This is a genomic window from Nocardia sp. CA-120079 (assembly GCF_050955745.1).
GTDB lineage: Bacteria > Actinomycetota > Actinomycetes > Mycobacteriales > Mycobacteriaceae > Nocardia.
On record NZ_CP192088.1, the window covers coordinates 6,658,498 to 6,682,570 of the forward strand.

General features: G+C 65.2%; 21 protein-coding genes, 1 tRNA gene and 1 pseudogene. 5 read left to right on the forward strand and 18 right to left on the reverse strand.

Going from position 1 to position 24,073, the window contains the following annotated elements:
- Positions 1-79: 79 nt before the first annotated feature.
- Complete coding sequence (polA, locus tag ACQPYR_RS30785) at positions 80-2,824, reverse strand: DNA polymerase I (protein ID WP_433622402.1); 2,745 nt, start codon at positions 2,822-2,824, stop codon at positions 80-82.
- 121 nt (positions 2,825-2,945) lie between these two features.
- Between polA and ACQPYR_RS30790 the strand changes: the two genes are divergently transcribed.
- Positions 2,946-3,362 carry a nuclear transport factor 2 family protein gene (locus ACQPYR_RS30790; RefSeq protein WP_433521817.1) on the forward strand — a complete coding sequence of 139 codons (417 nt, stop codon included), beginning with the start codon at positions 2,946-2,948 and terminating at the stop codon, positions 3,360-3,362.
- Positions 3,363-3,375: 13 nt separating this feature from the next.
- Here ACQPYR_RS30790 and ACQPYR_RS30795 read toward each other — a convergent pair whose 3' ends face one another.
- From ACQPYR_RS30795 to ACQPYR_RS30830, 8 genes and pseudogenes are all read right to left on the reverse strand, one after another.
- Entirely contained in the window at positions 3,376-4,383 is a 1,008-nt protein-coding gene (locus ACQPYR_RS30795; protein ID WP_433622403.1) for a neutral zinc metallopeptidase, read from the reverse strand.
- Between the two features lie 83 nt (positions 4,384-4,466).
- Positions 4,467-6,143, reverse strand: a complete 1,677-nt coding sequence (locus tag ACQPYR_RS30800; protein ID WP_433622404.1) for a DUF885 domain-containing protein — start codon at positions 6,141-6,143, stop codon at positions 4,467-4,469.
- Positions 6,144-6,293: 150 nt separating this feature from the next.
- Entirely contained in the window at positions 6,294-6,989 is a 696-nt protein-coding gene (locus ACQPYR_RS30805; protein ID WP_327102034.1) for an ABC transporter ATP-binding protein, read from the reverse strand.
- Positions 6,990-7,136: 147 nt separating this feature from the next.
- Positions 7,137-8,087: pseudogene (locus tag ACQPYR_RS30810) on the reverse strand (ABC transporter ATP-binding protein); the annotation flags it as partial.
- On the reverse strand, positions 8,084-9,520 hold the full coding sequence (locus ACQPYR_RS30815) for a branched-chain amino acid ABC transporter permease (RefSeq protein ID WP_433622405.1): 1,437 nt from the start codon (positions 9,518-9,520) through the stop codon (positions 8,084-8,086). The gene ACQPYR_RS30815 and the pseudogene ACQPYR_RS30810, both read right to left, overlap by 4 nt.
- On the reverse strand, positions 9,517-10,551 hold the full coding sequence (locus ACQPYR_RS30820) for a branched-chain amino acid ABC transporter permease (protein ID WP_433598522.1): 1,035 nt from the start codon (positions 10,549-10,551) through the stop codon (positions 9,517-9,519). The genes ACQPYR_RS30815 and ACQPYR_RS30820 overlap by 4 nt, the downstream gene beginning before the upstream one ends.
- A 97-nt stretch (positions 10,552-10,648) precedes the next feature.
- Positions 10,649-11,860 carry a branched-chain amino acid ABC transporter substrate-binding protein gene (locus ACQPYR_RS30825; protein WP_433622406.1) on the reverse strand — a complete coding sequence of 404 codons (1,212 nt, stop codon included), beginning with the start codon at positions 11,858-11,860 and terminating at the stop codon, positions 10,649-10,651.
- 232 nt (positions 11,861-12,092) lie between these two features.
- Entirely contained in the window at positions 12,093-12,710 is a 618-nt protein-coding gene (locus tag ACQPYR_RS30830; protein ID WP_040688928.1) for an ANTAR domain-containing response regulator, read from the reverse strand.
- Between the two features lie 222 nt (positions 12,711-12,932).
- Here ACQPYR_RS30830 and ACQPYR_RS30835 point away from each other — a divergent pair.
- The 4 genes from ACQPYR_RS30835 to ACQPYR_RS30850 all read left to right on the forward strand — a co-directional run bounded on the left by ACQPYR_RS30835 (position 12,933) and on the right by ACQPYR_RS30850 (position 15,046).
- A tRNA-Leu gene (locus ACQPYR_RS30835) sits at positions 12,933-13,019 on the forward strand.
- A gap of 140 nt (positions 13,020-13,159) precedes the next feature.
- Positions 13,160-13,672, forward strand: a complete 513-nt coding sequence (locus tag ACQPYR_RS30840) for a monooxygenase family protein (protein ID WP_433622407.1) — start codon at positions 13,160-13,162, stop codon at positions 13,670-13,672.
- A 244-nt stretch (positions 13,673-13,916) separates the two neighbouring features.
- The gene (locus ACQPYR_RS30845; RefSeq protein WP_433622408.1) at positions 13,917-14,537 is read left to right on the forward strand and encodes a low molecular weight phosphatase family protein; all 621 of its coding nucleotides are present in this window, start codon (positions 13,917-13,919) and stop codon (positions 14,535-14,537) included.
- Between the two features lie 98 nt (positions 14,538-14,635).
- Positions 14,636-15,046 carry a hypothetical protein gene (locus tag ACQPYR_RS30850; RefSeq protein WP_433622409.1) on the forward strand — a complete coding sequence of 137 codons (411 nt, stop codon included), beginning with the start codon at positions 14,636-14,638 and terminating at the stop codon, positions 15,044-15,046.
- A gap of 21 nt (positions 15,047-15,067) precedes the next feature.
- On the opposite strand, the gene ACQPYR_RS30855 is transcribed toward ACQPYR_RS30850, so the two are convergent.
- The 9 genes from ACQPYR_RS30855 to trpC form a co-directional block, all read right to left on the reverse strand.
- Complete coding sequence (locus tag ACQPYR_RS30855) at positions 15,068-15,976, reverse strand: acyl-CoA thioesterase (protein WP_433622410.1); 909 nt, start codon at positions 15,974-15,976, stop codon at positions 15,068-15,070.
- Between the two features lie 2 nt (positions 15,977-15,978).
- Complete coding sequence (gene pyk, locus ACQPYR_RS30860) at positions 15,979-17,397, reverse strand: pyruvate kinase (protein WP_433622411.1); 1,419 nt, start codon at positions 17,395-17,397, stop codon at positions 15,979-15,981.
- Positions 17,398-17,550: 153 nt separating this feature from the next.
- Positions 17,551-18,219, reverse strand: a complete 669-nt coding sequence (locus tag ACQPYR_RS30865; RefSeq protein ID WP_433622412.1) for an amino acid ABC transporter permease — start codon at positions 18,217-18,219, stop codon at positions 17,551-17,553.
- 6 nt (positions 18,220-18,225) lie between these two features.
- On the reverse strand, positions 18,226-18,981 hold the full coding sequence (locus ACQPYR_RS30870; protein ID WP_433622413.1) for an amino acid ABC transporter substrate-binding protein: 756 nt from the start codon (positions 18,979-18,981) through the stop codon (positions 18,226-18,228).
- A 174-nt stretch (positions 18,982-19,155) separates the two neighbouring features.
- On the reverse strand, positions 19,156-19,668 hold the full coding sequence (locus ACQPYR_RS30875; protein ID WP_433598529.1) for a TM2 domain-containing protein: 513 nt from the start codon (positions 19,666-19,668) through the stop codon (positions 19,156-19,158).
- Positions 19,669-19,819: 151 nt separating this feature from the next.
- On the reverse strand, positions 19,820-20,968 hold the full coding sequence (gene lgt, locus ACQPYR_RS30880) for a prolipoprotein diacylglyceryl transferase (RefSeq protein ID WP_433622414.1): 1,149 nt from the start codon (positions 20,966-20,968) through the stop codon (positions 19,820-19,822).
- Between the two features lie 68 nt (positions 20,969-21,036).
- Positions 21,037-21,837, reverse strand: a complete 801-nt coding sequence (gene trpA / locus ACQPYR_RS30885) for a tryptophan synthase subunit alpha (RefSeq protein ID WP_433622415.1) — start codon at positions 21,835-21,837, stop codon at positions 21,037-21,039.
- 73 nt (positions 21,838-21,910) lie between these two features.
- On the reverse strand, positions 21,911-23,185 hold the full coding sequence (gene trpB / locus ACQPYR_RS30890; RefSeq protein ID WP_433622416.1) for a tryptophan synthase subunit beta: 1,275 nt from the start codon (positions 23,183-23,185) through the stop codon (positions 21,911-21,913).
- The gene (gene trpC / locus ACQPYR_RS30895; protein WP_387295612.1) at positions 23,182-24,000 is read right to left on the reverse strand and encodes an indole-3-glycerol phosphate synthase TrpC; all 819 of its coding nucleotides are present in this window, start codon (positions 23,998-24,000) and stop codon (positions 23,182-23,184) included. The genes trpB and trpC overlap by 4 nt, the downstream gene beginning before the upstream one ends.
- Positions 24,001-24,073 lie beyond the last annotated feature (73 nt).

The following is a 24,073-nucleotide window of genomic DNA, read 5'->3' on the forward strand; positions in this document are numbered from 1 at the left end:
ACCGCGCAGTACAAATTACTGGCCGCTGGGCACTGAATGCGGTGCGGCACACCGGATTCCGGCGTGCCGCACCCAACGCTCAGTGCGCGGCGGAGTCCCAGCTGCGGCCGGTGCCGACGGAGACATCCAACGGCACCGACAGCGTGATCGCCGAGGACATCTGTTCGCGGGCGAGTGCGTCGAGGGTGTCCCTCTCCCCCTCGGCGACCTCGAAGACCAGTTCGTCGTGGATCTGCAGCAGCATGCGCGAGCGCAGGCCCGCCTCCTTGATCGCCTTGTGCACGTTGATCATCGCGACCTTGATGATGTCGGCGGCGGTGCCCTGGATGGGCGCGTTGAGGGCCATACGTTCGGCGGCCTCGCGGCGCTGGCGGTTGCTGGAATCCAGATCGGGCAGGTAGCGGCGGCGGCCGAAGAGGGTTTCGGTATAGCCGACCTTGCGTGCCTGTTCGACCACCTCGTAGAGATAGTCGCGAATGCCGCCGAAGCGGTCGAAGTAGACCTCCATCTGCTCCTTGGCCTCCTGCGTGCTGATCTTCAGCTGCGTCGAAAGACCATAGGAGCTCAGACCGTACGCGAGACCGTAGGACATCGCCTTGATCCGGCGGCGCATCTCGGGCGTCACCTCCGACAGCGGGATATCGAAGGCCTTGGAGGCTACGAAGGTGTGCAGATCCTCGCCGGAGTTGAAGGCCTCGATCAGGCCCTCGTCACCGGAAAGGTGGGCCATGATGCGCATTTCGATCTGGCTGTAATCCGCGGTCATCAGCGACTGGAAGCCCGGGCCGACCACGAAGGTGTCGCGGATCTGGCGGCCGGTGTCGGTGCGGATCGGGATGTTCTGCAGATTCGGCTCGGTCGAGGACAGTCGGCCGGTCGCGGCGATGGTCTGGTTGAAGGTGGTGTGGATGCGGCCGTCATCGGCGACGGATTTGAGCAGACCGTCCACGGTGACCTTGAGCCGGGTGGCGTCGCGGTGCTCGAGCAGATGCCGCAGGAACGGATGCTCGGTCTTCTCGAACAGCGATTCCAGCGCGTCGGCGTCGGTGGTGTAGCCGGTCTTGGTGCGCTTGGTCTTCGGCATATCGAGTTCGTCGAAGAGCACCACCTGCAGCTGCTTGGGTGAGCCGAGGTTGATCTGCTTGCCGATCACGCCATAGGCGGCGTTGGCCGCATCGGTGACCTTATCGGCGAATTGGCGCTGCAGGTTCTCGAGCTGCTCGATATCGACCGCGATGCCGGCGTTCTCCAGTTCGGCGAGCACGCTGAGCAGCGGCAGTTCCATATCGTCGAGCAGTGCACTGGATTCGATCCGGCGCAGTTCGCCGTCGAGTGCCTCGGCCAGGTCGAGAACCGCCCGCGCGCGCAGCATTTCGGTCTGCGCCAGCTCGGCGTCCACGGTGTCGGCATCGTCGAGCAGGGAAAGCTGCGGGGTTTCGTCGGTTTCGGCGCGCAGTTCGCGATGCAGGTAGCGCAGCGAAAGATCGTCGAGGTTGAAGCTGCGCTGGCCGGGGCGGACCAGGTAGGCGGCCAGGGCGGTATCGCTGGTGAGACCGGCCAGGGTCCAGCCACGACCACGCAGGGCGTGCACGGCGGCCTTGGCCTCGTGCAGCGCCTTCGGCACGGCCGGATCGGCGAGCCAAGCGCCAAGCGCGGCTTCGTCTTCCGGGGTCAGCACGGCGACATCGATGTAGCCGCTCTCGCCGTCCGCGGCGGCGATGGCGAGCGCGCGCGCGTCACCATTACCTGGGGTATTGGTGCCGACCACCGAAATACCGTGTCGGACACCAACTTTCGCATGTTCAGCAAGCCACCCGGTGACCGCGCCCACCTCCAGCGCGCCGCCGCTGATCTCGAAGCCGGATTCGGCCTCGGGCTCCGGCGGGGCGAGGGTTTCGAAGAGCCGGTCGCGCAGCACCCGGAACTCCAGGTCGTCGAAGAGCTGGTGGATCTTGTTGCGATCCCACGGCTGCTGGGCCAGCTGATCGGGGGTGTAGGGCAGCGGAACGTCGCGGATCATCTCGGTGAGCTGGCGGTTGAGCACGACACTGCTGAGGTTGGCGCGCAGTGCGTCGCCGACCTTGCCCTTCACCTCGTCCACCTTGTCGACGAGGGTGGTCAGATCGCCGTATTCGCGAATCCATTTAGCGGCGGTCTTCTCCCCGACGCCAGGAATGCCGGGCAGGTTGTCGCTCGGGTCGCCGCGCAGGGCCGCGTAATCCGGGTATTGGGCCGGGGTGAGCTGATATTTGGCCATCACCTCATCCGGGGTGAACCGGGTGAGATCGGAGACGCCCTTGCGCGGGTAGAGCAGCGTGACCTCATCGCTGACCAGCTGGATGGCATCACGGTCACCAGAGACGATCAGAACGCGGAAACCCTCGCCCACGGCCTGGGTCGCGATGGTGGCGATCAGGTCGTCGGCCTCGAAACCGTCGATCGCCATCACCGGGATTCCCATGGCGCCGAGCACATCCTTGGTGAGTTCGACCTGGCCGCGGAACTCATCGGGCGTGGCATTTCGGCCCGCCTTGTACTCCGGATACGCCTCGGTACGGAAAGTCTTGCGACTGACGTCGAAAGCGGCCGCGATATGCGTCGGCTTCTCGTCCCGCAACAGATTGATCAGCATCGCGGTGAATCCGTACACCGCATTCGTGGTCTGCCCGGTGACCGTCTTGAAGTTCTCCGCGGGCAGCGCGAAGAACGCGCGATAGGCGATCGAATGCCCGTCCAACAGCAACAATGTCGGCCGCTCACCACCCGCATCACTGGCTGCCGTAGGCACGACGCTGGAACGCTGATCAGTAGTCGCTGGGGTCACGTGCAAGAGTCTAGGGAGCCCCACCGACAATCCACAGTCGCGGCACCCCCTTGTTGTGCGAGTCCAGCGAGCCGTCCGATTTCCGCCGGAAGCGGTACGCAGCGGCGACCATGATTTCCCGGTGACCACAACCCGCGCAGCACTGCAGAACTTCTTCGCCGCCGAAGCCGCCTACATCACCGAGGGCGCGAACTTCGATGCGATGGCCGCCTGCTTGGCCCCCGATGTCGTCATGTACCAGGCCGAACACCTCCCCTACGGCGGCGAATGGCACGGCCCCGACGGCATCGAGAACTTCATGGCGGCAATGAGCCGGACCTGGGCCTCGCTGGAGTTCCTCGAGCAGCGATTCGTGGTGGACGGCGACGCGGTGGTCATCTACAACCGCGGCCGCATGCTGGCCCGTGCCACCGGCCGGATGCTGGAGACATCGGTAATGCAGCTGATGACATTCCGCGACGGGCTGATCGCCGAGATCCGGCCGTTCTATCTGGACACCGCCGCCGTCGTCGAGGTGCTGACCGAAGCGCACCGCTGATAGAACAACGCACTCATTCGACGTGGGCCGGGGAGCTGTACCAGGTATTGCACTCCCAGGTGTCGCCCTTGTCGGAGCCCCATTTCCACCAGCCCCACACGTTTTCCTCGGTGCCCTGCATGCGGGGATCGCGGGTGGCGTGGCCGCCCTGGACGGCGTGGGAGGCTTCGGTCCAGGTTTGTTCGTCGATATCGGCGCGGCCGAAGTTGGTGCCGAGGAACATGCCGGAGAAGCAGCGGGCCTGCAGTTCCAGGCGGCGGCTCAGTTCGCGACCGGCGATGGTTTCCTTGCCGACGATCGCACGTTTCTCGTTGTAAGCCTGCATGACGCCGATCAGGTTCTGCACGTGGTGGCCGTATTCGGTACTGAGAACGGCCAATTGGGCGCCGCGGCGCGAGCCGCTGGACAGCGGCCGCATGGCGTCGTACGGCAGGACCACGGTTTCGTCGAGCGCGCAGTAGAAGGTTGTCGGGCCGTTGCGCAGTCGCTGCACGCATTGGCTTGCCACCTCACGGGATTCGGTGGGGGCCAGTAGCCGCGGCGGATGGAACGGCAGTCCGGCGCCGCGCAGTGTCGGTTCCCATGACGCGTCCAGGCAGGCGATCGCGGACCGGTAGAAGGCCCGCGCGGTCTCCGGATCGTCGTGCCAGGCGGGCAGTTTGCAATCGACCCTGCCGAGTCCGACGTGCTGAGCGAAGAGCGGATGATCGGCCAGCGCCTGCACCGCGCGGCTCGACGCGAGCGGCATCCCGGCCGGCGATAACCCGGCCAACGGCGCGAAGGCGACCGGGGGCGCGGCATCGCCGATCGGATTCGCCGAGTCGGGCAGGGCGCCCGCGAATCCCGGTGTCGTCGAATCGGAAATCGTACGCGCGGTACGCATTTCACCGGCGTCGGCGGAGCGTCCGGTCATGAGCAGACCCGCCGCGGTGAGCGCACCGATCACACCGAACACCACCCAGATAAGGACGATGCGATTGCCGCGCAACAGACCGAGCCGAGAGCCGAACGTGCTGTTCATGACCTACCTAGAGAGCTCGATCACCGCACATTCATTGGAACTCCGCGCACATCGGTCCGCAAGTCGAGGAGCCGCTCAGCGGGTCACAGAGTGGCCACAAGTTCGCGCAGCACCGGCAGGCTGACCGAGCCGGAGCCGAGCACCACATCGTGGAAGGCTTTGATGTCGAAGGCGGCACCGAGCCGCTCGGCGGCCTGCCGACGTTGCCGACGGATCTCGAGCTGACCGACCTTATAGGCCACGGCCTGACCGGGGATCGCGATATAGCGGTCGATCTCGACCTCGATCTCGGTCAGCCCGACCGGTGCGTTGGCCACCATGAAGTCGACGGCCTGCTGACGACTCCAGCCCTTGGCGTGGATTCCGGTATCGACGACGAGTCGGCACGACCGCCACGAATCTGCGGCCAGCATGCCGACGCGCGCCAAATCGTCTTCGTACAAACCCATTTCGTCGGCAAGACGTTCGGTGTAGAGCGCCCAGCCCTCGACGAAAGCGGTATTCGCGAAGGACTGCCGTTGGAATCGCGGCAGCTGATCGAGTTCATTGGCGATGGTGAGTTGCAGATGATGCCCCGGAATCGCCTCGTGATAGGCCACGGCCGCCGTCTCGTAGCGGCTACGGCCGGTGGGTTCGTGCTGGTTCACGAAGTAGGTGCCGGGCCTGGATCCGTCCGCGGCGGGCGGAAAGTAGTACGCCGCAGGCGCATCCGCGGCCAGGAATTCCGGCACCGCGACGATATCGCAGGATTCCTTGGGCAGGCGGCCGAACCAGTTGCCCATCTCCGCGACCGCCGCACCGAGCGCGCGTTGCGCATCGGCCATGATCTCCTGGCCACTGACGTAACGCAGTTCGGGATCCCGGCGCAGGCGGGTGAAGATTTCGGCGGTATCAGCGGTACCGAAAAGCCGGGTCCCGACCGCACCGTATTCGGCACGCAACAGCGCCAATTCGGAGAGACCGAGTTCATGGATCTCGTCCGCGCCGAGATCGGGCAGGGTGGTGTGGCGGCGCAGCTGCCGTCGGTAGATGTCCTCTCCGTCGGCACCGAGCCAGCACAGGCCGCATTTGTCATCGGGACGGGCGGCGGGCCGCAATTCGTCGGCCAGTACATCCCGATAGCGTTGGAAGGCCGGGCGAATCACCTCGCGGGCGACCTCGGTGAGTTCGGTGCGCCAGTCGGCTTCCCCGTCCCAGTCCGCCGGTCCGGCGAAGGTGACGAACGGATCGGTGGCGATATCGGAGGCCAGGTAGCCGTCCAGCTGGTTGAGCGAGCGTTCGATGGTGATGCGCGCGGGCGTGCGGCCTGCGGCCAGTCCGTTGCGGAACTGCTGGACGGCTTGGTCGAACAGCGTGCCGAACTGGCGATACCGCCGGACCAGGGCGTGCGCATGTTCGGGCTGCGGCGCCTTGGTCTGGGTGGCCATCATGAGCATGCCCGCGTGCACACCGTCCATCTGGTCCGATGCCAGTTCGGTCGGTCGCCACGCCAGATTGTCGATGGCCGTATCCAGTTCGGTGCGCAGCAGACCGCGGGTGACCCGGTCGGTTCCGTCGAGCTTTTCGGCGTCGAGGCCGACCACCTGATCGCGCAACTCGCGCAAGGTCGCGAGCAGTCGCTGTTCGGCCTCGGGCGAGCGATCCTCGACGCGGTCGTCGAAGCGGTGGTCGCCGAGCAAAGTGGCTGTGCTCGGTGCGGCCGCCAGCACAGCATCCCAGTAGCGGTCGGCCAGATTCGTCAATTCGGCATGCCCGTCCACAGCGCCATTCCTCCAGTAGTGGTCATTGGGCGCCAGCGCCCAACGCAGGCCAGCGTCTGATGTGCACGGCGAAGACCGAGCGCAAGCTCGGCCTTCGCCGCGCACTTCCCGCCATCATGCCTGACGGCGGCCACGGACGGGTCCGACTTTTCAGCCCACGCCGAGGTAAGCCGACTTCACGGCCGGATCGGTGAGCAGATCCCCACCGATACCGCTCTTGGTGACCTCACCGGTCTCCAGGATGTAGGCGCGATCGCTGCGGGTCAGCGCCTGCTGGGCATTCTGCTCGACCAACAGCACCGTGGTGCCCTGCTGGTTGATCTCGCTGATGATCCGGAAGATCTGCTGAATCACCATCGGCGCCAAGCCCATCGACGGTTCGTCGAGCAGCAGCAGGCGCGGGCGGGCCATGAGCGAGCGGCCGATGGCCAGCATCTGCTGCTCACCCCCGGAGAGCGTGCCGCCGACCTGCTTGCGCCGCTCGGACAGCCGCGGGAACAGCTCGAAGACCCACTCCAGCGTCTGGCCGTACTCCGCCTTCTGCTTGAAAGCCCTTCCGTAGCAACCCATATCGAGGTTTTCCTGGACCGTCATACCGGGGAAGACACCCCGGCCCTCCGGCGCCTGGATCAACCCGTGTGTCACCCGCTCGTGCGCCTTCATGTGGGTGATATCGCGACCCTCGAACCTGATCTTGCCGCGGGTCAGCGGCAGCAGGCCGGACAGCGCACGCATGGTGGTGGTCTTCCCCGCGCCGTTGGCGCCGAGCAGGGTTACCAGCTCGCCCTCTGCGACACGGAGCGAAACCCCGTGCAGCGCTTGGATTCTGCCGTAGTTGACAACCATATCGTCGACCTCGAGCAGCGGCGGCGCCGCGCTCGAGTCGCGCGGCTCCGCTTTGCGATGCTCGCCACCGGCCGGAGTCGATTTGTCGACGGGCTGTTCCGGTTCGATCACTTCGGTTACGGCAGTTGCCTTTTCGGCCGCCGCGGCCTCGGCATCCGGCACACCCAGATACGCCGCGATCACATCCGGGTTGTCGCGGATCTCCGCGGGCAGCCCATCGGCGATCTTGCGACCGAACTCCAGCACCACGATCCGGTCCGTGACACCCATGACCAGGCGCATATCGTGCTCGATCAGCAGCACGGTGAACCCGTCGTCGCGGATCTTGCGGATCAGATCCATCAGCGCCGATTTCTCGCTCGGATTGAACCCGGCGGCGGGTTCGTCCAGGCAGAGCAGTTTCGGCTCGGTGGCCAGCGCGCGGGCGATCTCCAATCGGCGCTGATCGCCGTAGGAGAGATTGCGCGCCTTCTCCACCGCACGCGGTGCGATTCCGACGAATTCGAGCAGGGCCATGCCGCGCTCGATCGCGTCCTTCTCCTCGCTGCGGTGCCGCGGGGTGCGCAAGATCGCACCGGGCACCGAGGTCTTATGCCTGGCGTCGGTGCCGACCACCACATTCTCCAGCGCGGTCATCTCGCCGAAGAGCCGCACATTCTGGAAGGTGCGGGCGATACCGAGCCGGGTGATCTCGTTGCGCTTGGTCTTCGTCAGCGGTTTGCCGTCGAAATACACCAGACCCGAGGCCGGTTTGTAGACACCGGTGATGGCGTTGAAGCAGGTGGTCTTGCCCGCACCATTGGGGCCGATCAGTCCGAGGATTTCACCGCGGCGAATCTCGAAGCTGACCTTGTCCAATGCGGTCAGACCGCCGAACTGCACCGTGAGTTCATCGGTGCGCAGCAGCGGCGCACCCACCGCGGTCTCGATATCGCGGTGCGGCGCGACCACATCCGCGACCACCTCGGCGTCGGCGAGCACCGGGATCACGGCGGTGACATCGACCTCGCCCGCGCTCTCGACCTCGGGCGGTGCCGCATAACCGGCGGCCATATCCTCATTGTCGAACAGGGCGTCACCCGCGCCTGGCCCGGTCATCGTCGCGCTCCGATCAATTCACGCTCACCCGGTTTACGCACGGCCTGATACACCTGCCTACCGAAGGTCAGCAGCTTCTGCCGCACCGGGAACAGACCCTGTGGCCGCAGAATCATCATGACCACCAAGGTAATTCCGAAGTACATGTACTTGAGGTCACCGAGGGACTGCGCACCGCCGACCCGGAACAGCAACACGCTGCCCAGCAGCAGTGCACCCAAGACGCCGGTGACCACCATGCCGGTGATGCAGCCGCGCCGCGGCCACGCACTCAGACTGTCGCCCTTGTACTTCCACAAGAGGATCAACCCGACGAAGACCAGCACATCGATAGCCAAGAGGATGTACCCGGTGGACTCGTTGCTCACCAATTTCACCGACTGCAGCCGGGCGGGCAGATAGGCAATGATGAACGCGCCGAAGATGACTCCGAGCTTATTGCCCTGACCGCCGATGACGACCGCGCACAGGAACAGCATCGAGTTGATGATGTTGAACCCGGTCGGATTGATGAACTGCACCTGACCGGCGTAGATCGCACCGGACATGCCGCCGACGGCAGCGCCGATCGTGAAGGCCCACAGCTTGAATTTGAAGGTCGGCACGCCCATGATCTCAGCGGCGTCCTCGTCCTCGCGAATGGCCACCCAGGCGCGGCCGACCCGGCTGCGTTCCAGATTGCCGACGATCAACAGCACGATGATCACCAGCACCATCGCGAACCAATACCACCAGGTGCCGTAACTGGCTCGGTCGAGCAGATTCGCGCTGTCGGCATTGCCGCTGTTACCGCCGGAGAACACACCCTCCGGCTTGCTGGCGGATTCGCCGACATGTGGGAAGGCGACACCGGACAAACCCAGGCTGCCATTGGTGATATCGGAGAGATTGTCGGCGAGCAGCCGCACGATCTCACCGAAGCCGAGAGTGACGATCGCCAGATAGTCACCGCGCAGTCGCAGCGTCGGGGTGCCGAGGATGATGCCGGAGATGGCCGTCACCGCGACCGCGATCGGCAGACAGGCCATCCAGGCCCAGGTCGGATTCAGCCACCCGCCGTCGGTCTGATTCCACGGACTGTTCGGACTGGTGAGCAAGCCGACCGTATACGCACCGATGGCGTAGAAGCCGACGTAGCCGAGGTCGAGCAGACCCGCCTGACCGACAACGACATTCAGGCCGATGGCGATCAGCGCGTACATCGCGACCTGCGCCATGACCAGACCGAAGTTGTAGCCGGGGGTATCCAGCAGCGGCGGCGGGAACAGCGGAAGCAGTGCGAGCAGAATGAGGATCGGCACGCCGACACCCCATTGCGCGGGGCGGCTCAGGCCGTCCCACCAGGTCCGAAGCGCGTCTCCCACACCATGTTTGGGCGGGGCCGCATTGGGTGTCTCGGGTACCGAGTCCGGGGTTTTGGTCGAGTCGGTCATGCGCGGGCCCTCCCGAGACTCTCACCGAGGATGCCGGTCGGGCGCACCATCAGCACCAGCACGAGCACCACGAAGGCGACGACATCGCGCCACTCCGAACCGAGCAGCGACTGGCCGTACTGTTCCACCACTCCGAGCAGAATGCCGCCGAGCAGTGCGCCACGCAGATTGCCGATGCCGCCGAGCACCGCGGCGCTGAATGCCTTGATGCCCAGAATGAATCCGCCGGAGTAGATGATGCCCTGCGGGATCTTGATCGCGTACAGCAGCGCGGCCGCACCGGCAAGTACACCGCCGATGAAGAAGGTCAACATGATGACCCGCTCCCGCGAAACGCCCATCAGCGTCGCGGTATCGGGATCCTGGGCGACCGCGCGGATGCCGCGACCGAATTTGGTCCGGTTGATCAGCACCTCGGTCACGATCGCGAGCGCGATCGCCGCGAGCACGATCAGAAGTTTGATGTTGTCGACCTCGGCGCCGAAGAAGCTGAACTGCACGCTCGGCTCGACCAGTTTGATCGGCTGCTGCGCATTGGTGCCGCCGAGTTTGGGATTGATCTTCGGCAGGATGAAGTGCACGAATTCCTGGATCACGAACGACATACCGATCGCCGTGATGAGGAAGCTGAGCGGTTTGGCCCCGCGTTTGCGCAATGGCCGATAGGCCACGCGCTCCAATCCGACTGCGGCGCCACCGGATACCAGCATGCCGATGATCATCGCCAACGCGAGATAGGTGACCGTCAGGATTATGCCCTGGGTGTACACATCTGGATTCGCCACGAATCCGAACAGCATGAGCCCGACCAATTGGCCGAACATGCCGAGCATGAATATTTCCGAATGGGCGAAATTGATCAGCCGCAATACGCCGTAGACCAGGGTATAGCCCACGGCGACCAAGGCATAGATTGAGCCGTAGGTCACCCCGTCGACGGTCAGTCGCCAGAAGTTATCGATCACTCCGTGGTAGTTGAAGTCGATCGAGCCGGCGAGTTGTGCTGCACCGGCCAATGCCGTTGATGTCATTCGTCTTTTGCCCTCATTCATTCGCCCACCCGACACGGCGGCACGTACGGGGATTCGCACGAACCCCTGTACGTGCCGCCGTGCTGGTTGTCTAGGGCTACTTGACCTCGTAGATCCAGATCAGTGCGTTGGACAGTTCACCGGTCGCGTTCCACTTGTACTGACGCGCAAGACCCGGGCCGTCGTAGGACCGCACGTACTCCAGCAGGTCGGGACGGGTCAGCTTGCCGCCATCGATGCCCTTGGCCAAGATCGTGGTCAGATCGTAGCCCTCGACGGAGTAGACACCCGGCTCCGCGCCGTTGAGTGCCTTGTAGTCGGCCGTGAACTTGTCCGGCGCCGGACCACACGGGCAGGACAGCACCGCACCCTTGGACGAGCTACCGGCCTGGGCGACGAACTGCGGATCATTGGTGCCGTCGGCGGAGACGAAGACCGCCTTGACGCCACCGGACTTCAACTGCTGGGCCAGCGGGGCGCCCTCGGAGTAGTAACCGGAGTAGAAGACGGCGTCCGGCGCGGCGCTCGCGATCTTGGTGACCGTGGCGGAGAAGTCCTTGTCGCCTTTCTTGATGCTGGCGTTGCAGGACGCGTCGTTGGCCGAGCCGAGGCCCTCGATGATCGTCTTGGCCAGACCGGTGCCGTAATCGGTGTTGTCCTGGATGACGCAGACCTTCTTGTAGCCCGCCGTGTTGACCAGGTACTTGCCGACCGACGGACCCTGCACGCCGTCATTGGCCAGGCCGCGGAAGAAGCTGGTCCAACCGTTCTGGGTCAGCGTCTCATTAGTGGCGGAGGCCGTCGTCGAAACCAGGCCGGCGTCGCTGAGGATCTTGCCGGTCGCCTTGGTCTCACCGGAGAACGCCGGACCGACCAGGCCGATGATCGACTTGTCGTTGACGATCTGCGGGATGACCTGGGTGGCCTTCTGCGGGTCGCCCTCGGTGTCGAACTGCTTGAGCTCGATCTTGCAGCCCGGGTTGGCCTTGTTGTGCTTGTCCAGCGCGAGCTTCACACCGTCGACGATATTGATGCCGAGGGCCGCGTCCGGACCGGTAAGCGCGCCCGCCATGGCGATCGCGGTGCCCGCCGGGCAGGTGGCCTTGCCGTCGCCCGCCGGGTCGGCGGCCGAGGCGCTGTCCGACTTCGGCACCTGCTTGCCGTTGGCGTCGATCTGCATGACCGGCTGGATCTTCAGACCGCCCGCGCCACTGCTGCCGGAGGTGCCCGAACCACCGTCGGTCGATTTATCGCTACACCCCGTCAGCACGAGCGCGGCGGCGGCACCGATGGCCAATGCACCCCGCATCGAACGACTGCGCCATGTCGAACTAAGCACGTTTCACCTCTACGTCCTGTGCTCCCCCGGGCTCTCTTCCGAGGAGGCCGACCACGTCAGCCCGGTCAGAACATAGCGTTGGTACGTTAGCTGCGCATCACATTCGGATCATCCGATCGACATCGTTTCGAATTTTTCATTGTGATCGGGTTTCCGGAAAGTAAAATTTCCGGCCTTGAACCGCCGAGGCGCAAGGACGGGCCTACTTCGGGGCGAGATTTTCCAGCACGACCTCGGCTACCGCCTTCATGGTAGTGCGGCGGTCCATCGCCGTACGCTGAATCCACTTGAATGCCTGCGGCTCCGACAATCCCTGGGTCTGCATGAGCACGCCCTTGGCCCGCTCGACCAGCTTGCGCGTCTCGAGGCGGTCGGCCAGATTGGCGACCTCGCTCTCCAGCGCGGTGATTTCGTGGAAGCGGCTGGCCGCCAATTCGATGGCTGGCACCAGATCCGACTTCGTGAACGGCTTGACCAGATACGCCATCGCACCGGCGTCGCGGGCCCGCTCGACCAGATCGCGCTGACTGAATGCGGTCAAAATCACAACCGGCGCAACGCGTTTCGACGCGATCTCGGCCGCGGCATCGATGCCGTCGCGGCGCGGCATCTTCACATCCATGATGACCAGATCCGGCCGATGTTCCACCGCCAGATCCACCGCCTGCTGGCCGTCGCCCGCCTCACCGACAACCTGATAGCCCTCTTCGGTCAGCATCTCCACCAGATCCATGCGGATCAGCGCTTCGTCTTCCGCGACGACGACCCGCTTCGCCCCGGCGTCCCGCTTCGTGCCGGCGCCCCCTGCTGTGTTGCTCATAGGTAGACCCCTCTGGTTCCGATGCCGTGTCCTCGACACGCGAATGAGTGGCCGCGGTCCGGGCACCGGTCCAACGCCCCACTATCGCCGTCGAGTGATGTAAAGAGTACCTTTCAGTTCCACATACAACCCATATACCCTGCGCAAACCGGGCGTCGGTCACTTCTGACCCAGCCCATTCGTGATTTTCGACAGTGACCCGCTATGCTTTTCCACCGGTGCGCCGATTTGGCGGAACTGGCAGACGCGACGGTCTCAAAAACCGTTGTCCGAAAGGACGTGTGGGTTCGAGTCCCACAATCGGCACCAGCTGGTAGGCGGCCCATGCTCTTGGTGAGCATGGGCCGTTCTCACAGAGTCCGCCGGGGTGGCGATCGAACTAGGGCGCGGGCTGTCTCGTTTTCCCGGCGTAGGGTTTGCAGTGAGCGGCCCGATGCGGAGGTGCCTCGATGCGGGTGAACAGGACCACTGTCGATCTGTCCGGGTATCCGGATCTGGTCGTCATCTATCTCGGGATGCGCGTACGCAAGCCGCGCGGGATCCTGCGATTGCTCGGTCTGGGCCCGAAACTGTATCGGTCGCACAAGGATCGGCCGGACGGGCTGCTGCTGCACGAGGACGTGATCTGGTCGCTGTTTCCGCCGCATTGGGGGGCGCGCCAGTATTGGCGCGATCTGGATTCGCTGGAACAGTGGACACGCTCTGCGCCGCATCGGGATTGGTGGCAGCAGTTCCTGCGCGACTCCGGCGGGACCGGGTTCTGGCACGAGGCCTACTTCATGCGCGGCGGTATCGACGCGATGTACGACGATATGGAAGGCGCCTCCGGCCTGCCGCGGTTCGCACCCGTCGTGGCCTCGCGCGGCCGGAAGTTCACGACACGGGGGCGGGTGCACGGCGAAGCGGACAAGACAGCGCCGGTCGTCGCCGAATCCGCTTACTACCGTGGGGAGTCCGAGTAAATCCGATCCCCAACCGTGGCAATACCGTGATGGTTGAAACCACGCGCGCCGGGTATCTTCAGCAGGACGCCCAGACCTCGATTACCGATCGGCTGCATTGCGGCAACGCGGATCGAGCGTCTATCCGAATACCGGGGCGTACTTCGTGTACGGCACTTGACCAGCAGATGAACATGTGTTCCGTGGGCTGTGATTCGATCTCGACAGCCTTCTGGTCGGCCCGTGCGCGGCCTACCGTATCCGCATGCACGTCCTGTTCGTCTGCAACGGCAATGTCTGCCGTTCGGTAATCGCCGAGCGGCTCACCCGCGCCGTAGCGGTCGAATACAACCTGTCCGGGCTCACCGCGGAGAGCGCGGGAACCCGTGCGCTGGTTGGCTTTCCGATCGAACCGCTCGCCGCGCGGACGATCGAGGGGCTCGGCGCGGGCGCGGACCATTTCCGGGCACGCAAACTCAAGCCGGAACTGATCGACCGCGCGGATCTGGTGCTCGCCATGACCGAGCAGATCCGGGATCAGGCGGCGCAGATGGCGTTCGGCGCCGGATCGCGCACCTTCACCCTCTTGGAGGCGCATCGCATCGCCAAGGTCACCGGCGCCGAGACGATCGCCGATCTGCACCGCGCCCGCGACGATCTCGCGCTCGTCGGCCGGGAGAACATCGCCGACCCGGTCGGACTGTCGGAGGCCGCGTTCTGCGAGGTGGGCGACCGCATCGCCGAGGCATTGGTGCCGCTGCTGCTGGCGTTGGCGCCGCACGAGCAGCACCGGCCGGACGAGGACGAGCGCCCCGGCCTCGTGGTGGCCCCGGGAGCGCGTCCCGCGCCGCTGGCCGCCTTCCTTGCCGCCCAGCGAATCCGGTGACACGCAGGGCCCGGTGTCCGAATAGCGGGTAAAGGGATTACACTCGCGCGCGGAATAACTTCCGCCGTTGATGGTTCGACACACGACAGGAATCAGACATGCCGAAACGAATTTCGGATGTTTCGCTCCATGTTTATGTGACACCGGAAACCCTCGATCGCGTCGTCGATTCGGTGCGGGAGGTGGTGGACGACCACCTCCAGGACCGCGATGTGTTCGCTTGGCGCTTCACACTGCCCGTCGAGCCCGATGCACCGGAACACCTACTACTCGAAACCCAGTGGCGGGTAGCGCATCCCGGCCAGGAGCAGGGCGCCAGACGCACCTATGAGATCGCACTCAGCCTGGTCGGCGCGCCGCGCGATCTGACCGCACCGAGCCTGAGCGCGCTGGAGAAGCGCCTGATGTTGGAAACCGCAAGCTGCCCAATGGATCCGGAGATCCCGCGAACCATCCGAGTGCAGCGCCGCGACAGCTTCGACTTCGAAACCGAGCGCGAATCCCTATGATTTGCGCTCGGTTTCGCGGTGTCAGCGCCGCGCCGGGAAGTGGCGGATAATGCCTTCCTGGACCGTGGTGGCGAGCAATTCGCCACTGCGGGAGAAGAATCGGCCCGTAGCAAGGCCACGCGAACCAGCGGCCACCGGGGACTCGGTCGCGTAGAGCGCCCAATCGTCGAAGCGGAACGGGCGGTGGAACCAGATCGAATGGTTGATCGTCGCGGCCACGATGCGATCCAGCCCCCAGGACAGACCGTGCGTGGTGATGATCGAATCGAGCACCGTGGTGTCGGACGAATAACCAAGCGTCGCAACGTGAATCAGCGGATCATCGGGCAGTCGGCCGTCCGCGCGCATCCACACGCGGTTGTGGTTGAGCCGCTCCCCCGTACCCTTCAGGATCCAGGCCGGGTCGTTGGTGTAGCGCATATCGATCGGATGCGGCGCCTTGACGAACATCTCGAGCTTGTCTTCCAAGCCCGCGAAGCTCTCCTCGACGCGTGGCAGTGTCTCGGGATCGGGCACCTCCGGCTGAGCATGCGCGTGCTCGAGCCCCTTGCCCCAATCCTGGAACGCGGCGAGCATGACGAACAGCTCCTGACCATCCTGGGTCGCGGTGACCGTGCGGTTGGCCAGTGAGCGCCCGTCGCGGTGGCGGTCGACCTGATACTCGATCGGCTTCTTCACATCGCCACCACGCACGAAATGCGCGTTGACGGCGTGCAGCGGACGGTCACCATCGACCGTCCGCCCCGCCGCCATGATCGCCTGCGAAACCAGCTGACCGCCGAACGTACGGCTCCAGACCTTCTCCGGATGCTGGCCGACGAAGACATCCTCGTCGACCTGATCCAGATCGAGCAGCCCGAGCAGCACGTCGAGATCGGTACCCTCCGCTGTGGCCTTGAGGCCGACAGCGCCACCTAGCGAAGCGCTCACGACTAATGGTCCTCCTCACCGATACGGTGCACGTGGATCAGATTGGTGGAGCCGACAGTACCGGGCGGGGAGCCTGCCACGATTACCACCAGATCACCTTTTTGGTATCGCTCCATGGACAGAAGTGCTACATCCACCTGATGGATCATCGCATCGGTGCTGTCCACCGTCGGGACGATGAAGGTTTCGGTGCCCCAGGTGAGCGACAGCTGGCTGCGCACTTCGGGAAGGGGGGTGAACGCCAGCAACGGCAGCGGGGTGTGCAGACGCGCCAGCCGGCGAACCGTATCGCCGGACTGGGTGAAGGCGACCAGCGCCTTCGCATTGAGCCGCTCGCCGATATCGCGGGCGGCGTAGGAGATGACACCGCGCTTGGTGCGCGGCACGTGGGTCAGCGGCGGCACCCGGGTGGATTCGGTCTCCACCGCGTGCACGATGCGCGCCATCGTGCGGACCGTCTCGATCGGATACGCGCCGACCGAGGTCTCACCCGACAGCATTACCGCATCGGCGCCGTCGAGCACCGCGTTGGCCACATCGGAGGCCTCGGCGCGGGTCGGGCGGGAGTTCTCGATCATCGACTCCAGCATCTGGGTGGCGACGATTACCGGCTTGGCATTCTCGCGAGCCATCTGGATGGCCCGCTTCTGCACGATCGGCACCTGCTCGAGCGGGAGTTCGACGCCGAGGTCACCGCGGGCGACCATGACCGCGTCGAAGGCCAGCACGATGGCCTCGAGATTGTCGATGGCCTCGGGCTTCTCCAACTTGCCGATCACCGGAACGCGGCGGCCGACCCGGTCCATCACGTCGTGCACCAGCTCGACATCCGAGGGTGAACGCACGAAGGACAGCGCGATGAAATCCACGCCGAGCTTGAGCGCGAATTCGAGGTCCTCGATGTCCTTCTCCGACAGCGCGGGCACGGAGACGTCCATACCCGGCAGCGAGACACCCTTGTTATTGCTGACCGGTCCGCCCTCGGTCACCCGGCAGACGACATCGTTGCCCTCGACCCGAGTGACGGTGACACCGACCTTGCCGTCGTCGATGAGCAGCCGATCGCCCGGCTTAGCGTCCTTGGCCAGCTCTTTGTAGGTAGTGGAGACGCGATCGTGGGTGCCATCGATCTCGTCGACGGTTATGCGGACCTCTTCACCGTTGGCCCATACGGTCTTGCCCTCTGTGAAGCGGCCCAGCCGGATCTTCGGTCCCTGCAGGTCGGCGAGAATGCCGACCGCGCGGCCCACATGGTCCGAGGCCTGCCGCACCTTCTTGTAGTTCTCGGCATGGTCGGAGTGCTCGCCATGGCTGAAATTCAGCCGCGCCACATCCATGCCGCTCTCGACGAGTTCCCGAATACGTTCCTCGGTAGCGGTCGCTGGGCCGAGAGTGCACACAATCTTCGTCCGTCGCATCACGAGTAGAGCCTAGTCCCGTGTAGTGCCCGTAGCCTGCTGTGGCCTCGGTGAAAGCTAGGTGAAAAATATGTACGAAGGCTTAGCGGAATGTACAAACCTCACCCACCCCGCCGACTCCGCAAGCTCCGTCGGCTGCCATCCCCCTGGGCCTCGTCAGCGGGCGACATGGCGTGACAGCCGAGTTTCCAGACGGGTCTGGCCGAAGCCGAGGACCAGACAGATCACCCAGTAATACAACGCGGCGACGCCGTACAGGGCGAAGAAGTCGAAGGTGGGCGCTGCGGCCAGCTGCGCGGTGCGCAGGAGTTCGGTCACCAGGATGGTCGAGGCCAGCGAGGTGTCCTTCACCAGAGAGATGAGGGTGTTGGACAGCGGCGGCACGGCGATACGCGCGGCCTGCGGCAGGATGATCAGCCGCAACTCCTGCGCATACGACATGCCGAGCGCCTTGGCCGCCTCCCACTGCCCTTCCGCGACGCTCAGGATGGCGGCGCGCACGACCTCGGCGGCGTAACCGCCGACGTTGAGGCTGAAGGCGATCACCGCCGCCGGGAACGGATCGATGACGATATCGAACTGCGGCAGCGCATAGAACACGATGAACAGCTGCACCAGCAGCGGCGTGCCCCGAATGATCGAGATGTAGAACCTGGCGGGCGCCGAGACGAACCACAGCGGTGACATCCGCGCCAGCGCCACGAACAACGCGATGACCAGACCGATGACGAAGCTGATGGCGGTGAGCGGGATGGTCTTGTCGATCGTGGCCTGCAGCATCGGCCACAGGTTGTGCCAGATCAGCTCCCTGGTCGCGGGATCCACGGGCGGTTACTTGCTGACGTCGGTGCCGAAGTACTTTTCCGAGATCTTGGCCAGCGTGCCATCCGCGCGCAGCTGATCCAGGGCGGTGTTCACCTGGCCGATCAGCCCGTCGTCCTTGCGGGCGGCGAACGCCTGATTGCTGACCTCACCGGCCTTGGCGGAGATCTTGACGCTGGAATCGCCGTTCTTCTTGATGTAGTCGAGCGCGACCAGGCTGTCGTTGACGGTCGCGTCGACGCGGCCGGTCTTCAGCAACTGAACCGCCTGCACGAAGCCCTCGACGGCCTCGACCTTCGCACCCGCGCCCTGGGCGACCTTGGCCCAGTTACTGGTTGCCGACTGCGCGCTGGTCTTGCCGTTCAGGTCCGCGAGCGAAGTGATGTTGTTGCTGTCCGAGCGAGTGAGGATCACGCCCTCGGAGGTGGTGTAGGACTGTGACAGGGCGTACTTGGCCTTGCGCTCGTCGGTGATCGACACCTGGTTGGCGACCAGGTCGAAGCGCTTGGACTCGAGACCGGCGAAGATCGCGTCCCACGGCGTCTGCACGAACTCGATCTTCTTGCCGATCTTGTCCCCGACCGCCCGGATCACCTCGATGTCGTAGCCGGTGAGCTTGCCGTCGGAGCCCTGGTAGCTGAACGGCGAGTAGGTGCCTTCGGTGCCGACCTTGAGCACGTTCGGATCGCTGCTGCTGCCGCAGGCGGTGAGCCCGGTGGCTGCGACGATGGCGAGCATGGCGGCGGCGAATAGCTTGCGGCGCACGGAAGTCCCTCTCTCGACACAAAAACCCGGCTCAGGCTACGCCAGGAAGATACCGACCGACAGTATTGCGATCACGGTGCGCCGAATCCTCGCACAGCCTGCCGAAAATGGCGACGGGCCCCGTCACATCGTCATCCGATGCGACGGGGCCCCTCGGTCGCTTGTTCGCGGCGGTCAGTCGCGCAATGGCCGCCCGAGGCTGTCGGGCACCTTGCCGGTCAGCATCATGATGCCGTCGATCAGCGGCCAGATACCGCCGATGCCGCAGGTCAACCAGGTGACCGCGATCTGGGCAATCGCGATGCCGGTGTGGCCGGTGTAGAAACGGCCGATTCCGAAGCCGCCGAGGAAGATCTGGAGCAGACCCGCGGTCAGCTTCTGCTTATCCGAGAACGGCACGCCGAACGGGTCGCGACCGTAGGGCGCTTCCGGATCGTTCGGGTTGTAGCCGCCGCCCTGGTACGGCGCGGGCGGGTAGCCGCCCGGCTGCTGACCGTAAGGATCGGGCTGGCCGTACTGCGGCTGGCCGTACTGTGGCTGACCGTACTGCGGCTGCTGCTGGTTGTACGGATCCGACGGGTACTGCTGCCCCGGTGCATCGGGCTGCTTGTTCAGGTCCGGCCCCGTCCCGGGCGGACCATACTGCGGGCCGCCGAAGCCTGGCTGGTTCTGGTAGGGGTCGGTCACTAAATGTCCTCCATCATTCGTGCATTTCGACGGGCGCTCACCCGCCTCCCCGCGTATTTAGCCGGGCAATTGGGCGCCCGCAGGTATCGTCGCGGACACGCGTTCGCGTGTCTACTCGGTGCACCGACGTGTTGCCCAAGTCGTTATGGGATCAGGCGTCCTTTTTCGAGGTATCGACCTTGCCCTGCTCGGCGTCCGAGGTTTCGGACTCCGTTGAGTTATCGCCGGCGGTATCCGGTTCGTTGCCGGAGTTCTCGGATTTTGTCGGCTCCGGATGCTCGGCACTGTGCTTCGGCGGCGCTGCTTCGGCCACCGCGGCGGCCTTCGACGCGGCCTCGGATTCGGCGCCCGCCGCCCGCAGGGCCCCGATCTGCCACGGCCACGGCCGCGAGACCGTCGACGGTTGCAGTTGATCGGCGGTCTCCCTGCCCTTGGTCGCGAAGACGAAATAGGCGACGGCGGCGAGGAATACCAGTGCCGAGGTGAACGAGTTGATGCGGATGCCCGCGATCTTCGTCGCCTCGTCGTCACGCAGCAGTTCGACGACGAAGCGGCCGAGGCAGTACCCCGCGACGTAGAGCGCGAACAGGCGACCGTGCCCGATGCGGAAGCGCTTATCGATCTGCACCAGTAGCACCACGATCAGCAGGTTCCAGATCATCTCGTACAGGAAGGTCGGCTGCACGACCTTGTCGACAACGCCGTTGGAGACGCCGTTCATCATGTCGAGTTTGAGATCAGGGTCGAAGCGCCGATAGATCTCCAGACCCCACGGCAGCTCGGTATCGCGGCCGTAGAGCTCCTGGTTGAAGTAATTGCCGAGCCTGCCGATGGCCTGGGCCAGCAGAATCGGCGGCGCGATCGCATCGCCCAACGAGGGCAATGGAATTCGGTAGACCCGGCAGCCGATCCAGGCGCCGACGCCGCCGAGGAAAACCGCACCCCAGATGCCGAGACCACCCTGGTAGATCTTCAGCGCATCGATCGGATGACCGTCGGCGCCGAAGTATTTCTGCCAGTCGGTGGCAACGTGATACAGCCGCCCGCCGACCAGACCGAATGGCACCGCGAACATCGCGACATCGAGAATCGCGCCCTTCTGCCCGCCGCGCGCCTGCCAGCGCCGCTCACCCCACCAGATGGCGACGACGATGCCGGCGATGATGCACAGGGCATAGGCCCGTAGCGGGAATGGACCGATATGCCAAACGCCCTGGGACGGGCTGGGAATGTAGGCCAGCACATCAGCGGTGACGGCACCGTTGCTCAGGACGCTGTCTGCGAGGACTCGTAAGGTCACGGCCCCAACCGTAGCGGAGCACGGCCGCATCGCGAGATTCGCGGTCGGCGTGCCCCTCTCGCGGGCGCTTAGGAGGCGACAGTCGCGGAACGAACACCCTCGGCCAGTTCGGCCGTGAGGGTGCGGACCGCGTCGAGCCCCTGGGCCGCGGCCGTCACCAGTGCCGAGCCGACGATGACTCCGTCTGCGTAGGAGGCGATTTCGGCCGCCTGCACACCGTTGCGCACGCCGAGGCCGACACCGATCGGGATATCGGAGTGGGCGCGGATGCGCGCACACAGTGCCGGAGCCGCAGAGGAGACCACATCACGGGCACCGGTAACACCCATCGTCGATGCCGCGTAGACGAAGCCGCGGCTGGCCTCCAGCGTCTTGACCAGACGCTCCTCGGTGGACGACGGCGCGACCAGGAAGATGCGGTCCAGATCGTGTGCGGCCGAGGCGACGAACCAGCTGTCGGCCTCCTCCGGAATGAGGTTGGGGGTGATGATGCCGGACCCGCCCGCGGCGGCCAGGTCACGCGAGAAACGATCGACGCCGTACTGCAGCACCGGATTCCAGTAACTCATCACGACGGCCTTACCGCCCGCCGCGGTGATCGCCTCGACCACCGAGAACACATCACGCACCCGGACACCGCCGCGCAGCGCCTGATCGGCGGCGGCCTGGATGGTCGGTCCGTCCATCACCGGATCGGAGTAGGCGACGCCGACTTCGACTATGTCGCAACCGGATTCGACCATGGTGCGGCACACCTCGATCGAACCGGCCAGATCCGGATACCCCGCGGGCAGGTAGCCGATCAGTGCGGCCCGGTCCTCCGCCCGACACGCGGCGAAAGTGTTCGCAAGGCGGGACTGCTGACTCACGACTGCGCCTCGCTGGCGCTCGGCTCCGTCGACCTCATGGACGCTGTGTTCATGGTTCGCTCGCTGCGCTCGCTCACTGGTGACCCTCCTTGTCGGCGGCGTGGTCGTCGAACAGCCCGAACCATCGTGCCGCCGTGTCCATATCCTTGTCACCGCGCCCGGACAGGTTCACCAGGATGATCGCGCCCTTGCCGAGTTCCTTGCCGAGCTTCATCGCACCGGCTACCGCATGCGCGGATTCGATGGCCGGGATGATGCCCTCGGCGCGGCTGAGCAGCAGCAGCGCGTCCATCGCCTCGGTATCGGTTATCGGGTGGTATTCGGCGCGACCGATGTCCTTGAGGTAGGCGTGTTCCGGACCGACCCCCGGATAGTCCAAGCCGGCCGAGATCGAATGCGATTCGATGGTCTGGCCGTCCTCGTCCTGCAGCAGGTACGAGTACGCGCCCTGGAACGCGCCCGGCGTGCCACCGGTGAAAGTCGCGGCGTGCCTTCCGGTTTCGACGCCGTCGCCGGCCGCCTCGTAACCGATCAGCCGCACGCCGGGATCGTCGATGAAGGGATGGAAGATGCCGATGGCGTTGGAGCCGCCGCCGACGCAGGCCGTGACCGCATCGGGCAGCCGCCCGGTGAGCGCCTGCACCTGGGCACGGGCCTCCAGCCCGACGATGCGCTGAAGATCGCGCACCATCATCGGGAACGGATGCGGGCCCGCGGCGGTGCCGAAGCAGTAATAGGTGGCATCGGCATTGGTAACCCAGTCGCGCAGCGCCTCGTTGATCGCATCCTTGAGGGTCTGCGAACCGGTCCGCACCGAGATCACCTCGGCGCCGAGCAGCCGCATGCGGGCCACATTCAGCGCTTGGCGGGCGGTATCGACCGCACCCATATAGACGACGCATTCGAGGCCGAGCAGTGCGCACGCGGTCGCAGTTGCGACACCGTGCTGACCTGCGCCGGTCTCCGCGATGACCCGGGACTTGCCCATGCGCTTGGCGAGCAATGCCTGGCCGAGCACATTATTGATCTTGTGCGAACCGGTGTGGTTCAGATCCTCGCGCTTGAGAATGATGCGCGCACCACCGGCGTGCTCGGCGAGCCGCCGGCATTCGAAGATCGGCGACGGGCGACCGGTGTAGTCGCGCTGCAGCCGGTCCAGTTCGTCGAGGAAGGCGGGATCGAGGCGACACTTCTCGTATTCAGCGGTGACCTCCTCGATCACCGCCATCAGCGCCTCGGGCACATGCCTGCCGCCGTAGACGCCGAAGTGGCCGCCCGGATCCGGCTCGTGGTCGCTGCGCTCATGGATACCGTCGGAAGCCTTGGGCAGTGCCGCCACTGTCGTCACCGACCCCGCCGCGCGGGCTTCGGGCAGGACGGATGGGTGCCCGCGGTCACCAGTTCGGAGACGGCCGCGCGCGGGTCGCCACTGGTGACCAGGCCCTCGCCGACGAGCACGGCATCCGCGCCTGCACCTGCGTAGGCCAGCAGGTCGGCGGTGCCGCGGATACCGGATTCGGCGATGCGGATGACCTCGGTGGGCAGGCCGGGCGCAATGCGCGCGAAGACATCGCGATCCACCTCGAGGGTCTTGAGGTTTCGGGCGTTCACGCCGATCACGGAAGCACCGGCCTCGAGGGCGCGGTCGGCTTCTTCCTCGGTGTGCACCTCGACCAGGGCGGTCATACCGAGCGATTCGGTGCGGTCGATCAGCGAGCTCAGCACGTCCTGTTCCAGGGCGGCCACGATGAGCAGGATGACGTCGGCGCCGTGCGCACGGGCCTCGTGGATCTGGTAGGGCCCGACGACGAAATCCTTGCGCAGGATCGGGATGTTCACCGTGGCGCGGACCGCGTCCAGATCGTCGAGCGACCCGTGGAAGCGACGGCCCTCGGTGAGCACGCTGATGATGCGCGCTCCGCCGTCCTCATAGGACTTGGCAAGACTCGCCGGGTCCGGGATATCCGCGAGCTCCCCCTTGGAGGGGCTGGCCCGCTTGACCTCGGCAATGACGCCGATGCCGTCTTCGAGGAGGGCGGCGCGGGCGTCCAGCGGCGCGGGTACCGCGGCCGCGGCCGCCTTGATCGCCTGGAAGTCCAGAAGGGCTTCCCGAGCGGCCACATCCGCGCGGACCCCGTCGAGAATCGAGTCGAGTACCGTCATCTGGCTCGAATCCTTTCTGGGGAGACGGACTTGCTGCCTGAGAATCCCCCCAGGCGCTGTCTCACCGATGCTG

What these genes read in the sequence shown, in the direction of transcription:
- ACQPYR_RS30795 (WP_433622403.1), bottom strand. Translation starts at nt 4,383, where the DNA reads ATGAACAGCACGTTCGGCTCTCGGCTCGGTCTGTTGCGCGGCAATCGC.
- ACQPYR_RS30805 (WP_327102034.1), bottom strand. Translation starts at nt 6,989, where the DNA reads ATGGTTGTCAACTACGGCAGAATCCAAGCGCTGCACGGGGTTTCGCTC.
- ACQPYR_RS30815 (WP_433622405.1), bottom strand. Translation starts at nt 9,520, where the DNA reads ATGACCGACTCGACCAAAACCCCGGACTCGGTACCCGAGACACCCAAT.
- ACQPYR_RS30820 (WP_433598522.1), bottom strand. Translation starts at nt 10,551, where the DNA reads ATGACATCAACGGCATTGGCCGGTGCAGCACAACTCGCCGGCTCGATC.
- ACQPYR_RS30825 (WP_433622406.1), bottom strand. Translation starts at nt 11,860, where the DNA reads ATGCGGGGTGCATTGGCCATCGGTGCCGCCGCCGCGCTCGTGCTGACG.
- ACQPYR_RS30830 (WP_040688928.1), bottom strand. Translation starts at nt 12,710, where the DNA reads ATGAGCAACACAGCAGGGGGCGCCGGCACGAAGCGGGACGCCGGGGCG.
- ACQPYR_RS30840 (WP_433622407.1), top strand. Translation starts at nt 13,160, where the DNA reads ATGCGGGTGAACAGGACCACTGTCGATCTGTCCGGGTATCCGGATCTG.
- ACQPYR_RS30845 (WP_433622408.1), top strand. Translation starts at nt 13,917, where the DNA reads ATGCACGTCCTGTTCGTCTGCAACGGCAATGTCTGCCGTTCGGTAATC.
- ACQPYR_RS30850 (WP_433622409.1), top strand. Translation starts at nt 14,636, where the DNA reads ATGCCGAAACGAATTTCGGATGTTTCGCTCCATGTTTATGTGACACCG.
- trpC (WP_387295612.1), bottom strand. Translation starts at nt 24,000, where the DNA reads ATGACGGTACTCGACTCGATTCTCGACGGGGTCCGCGCGGATGTGGCC.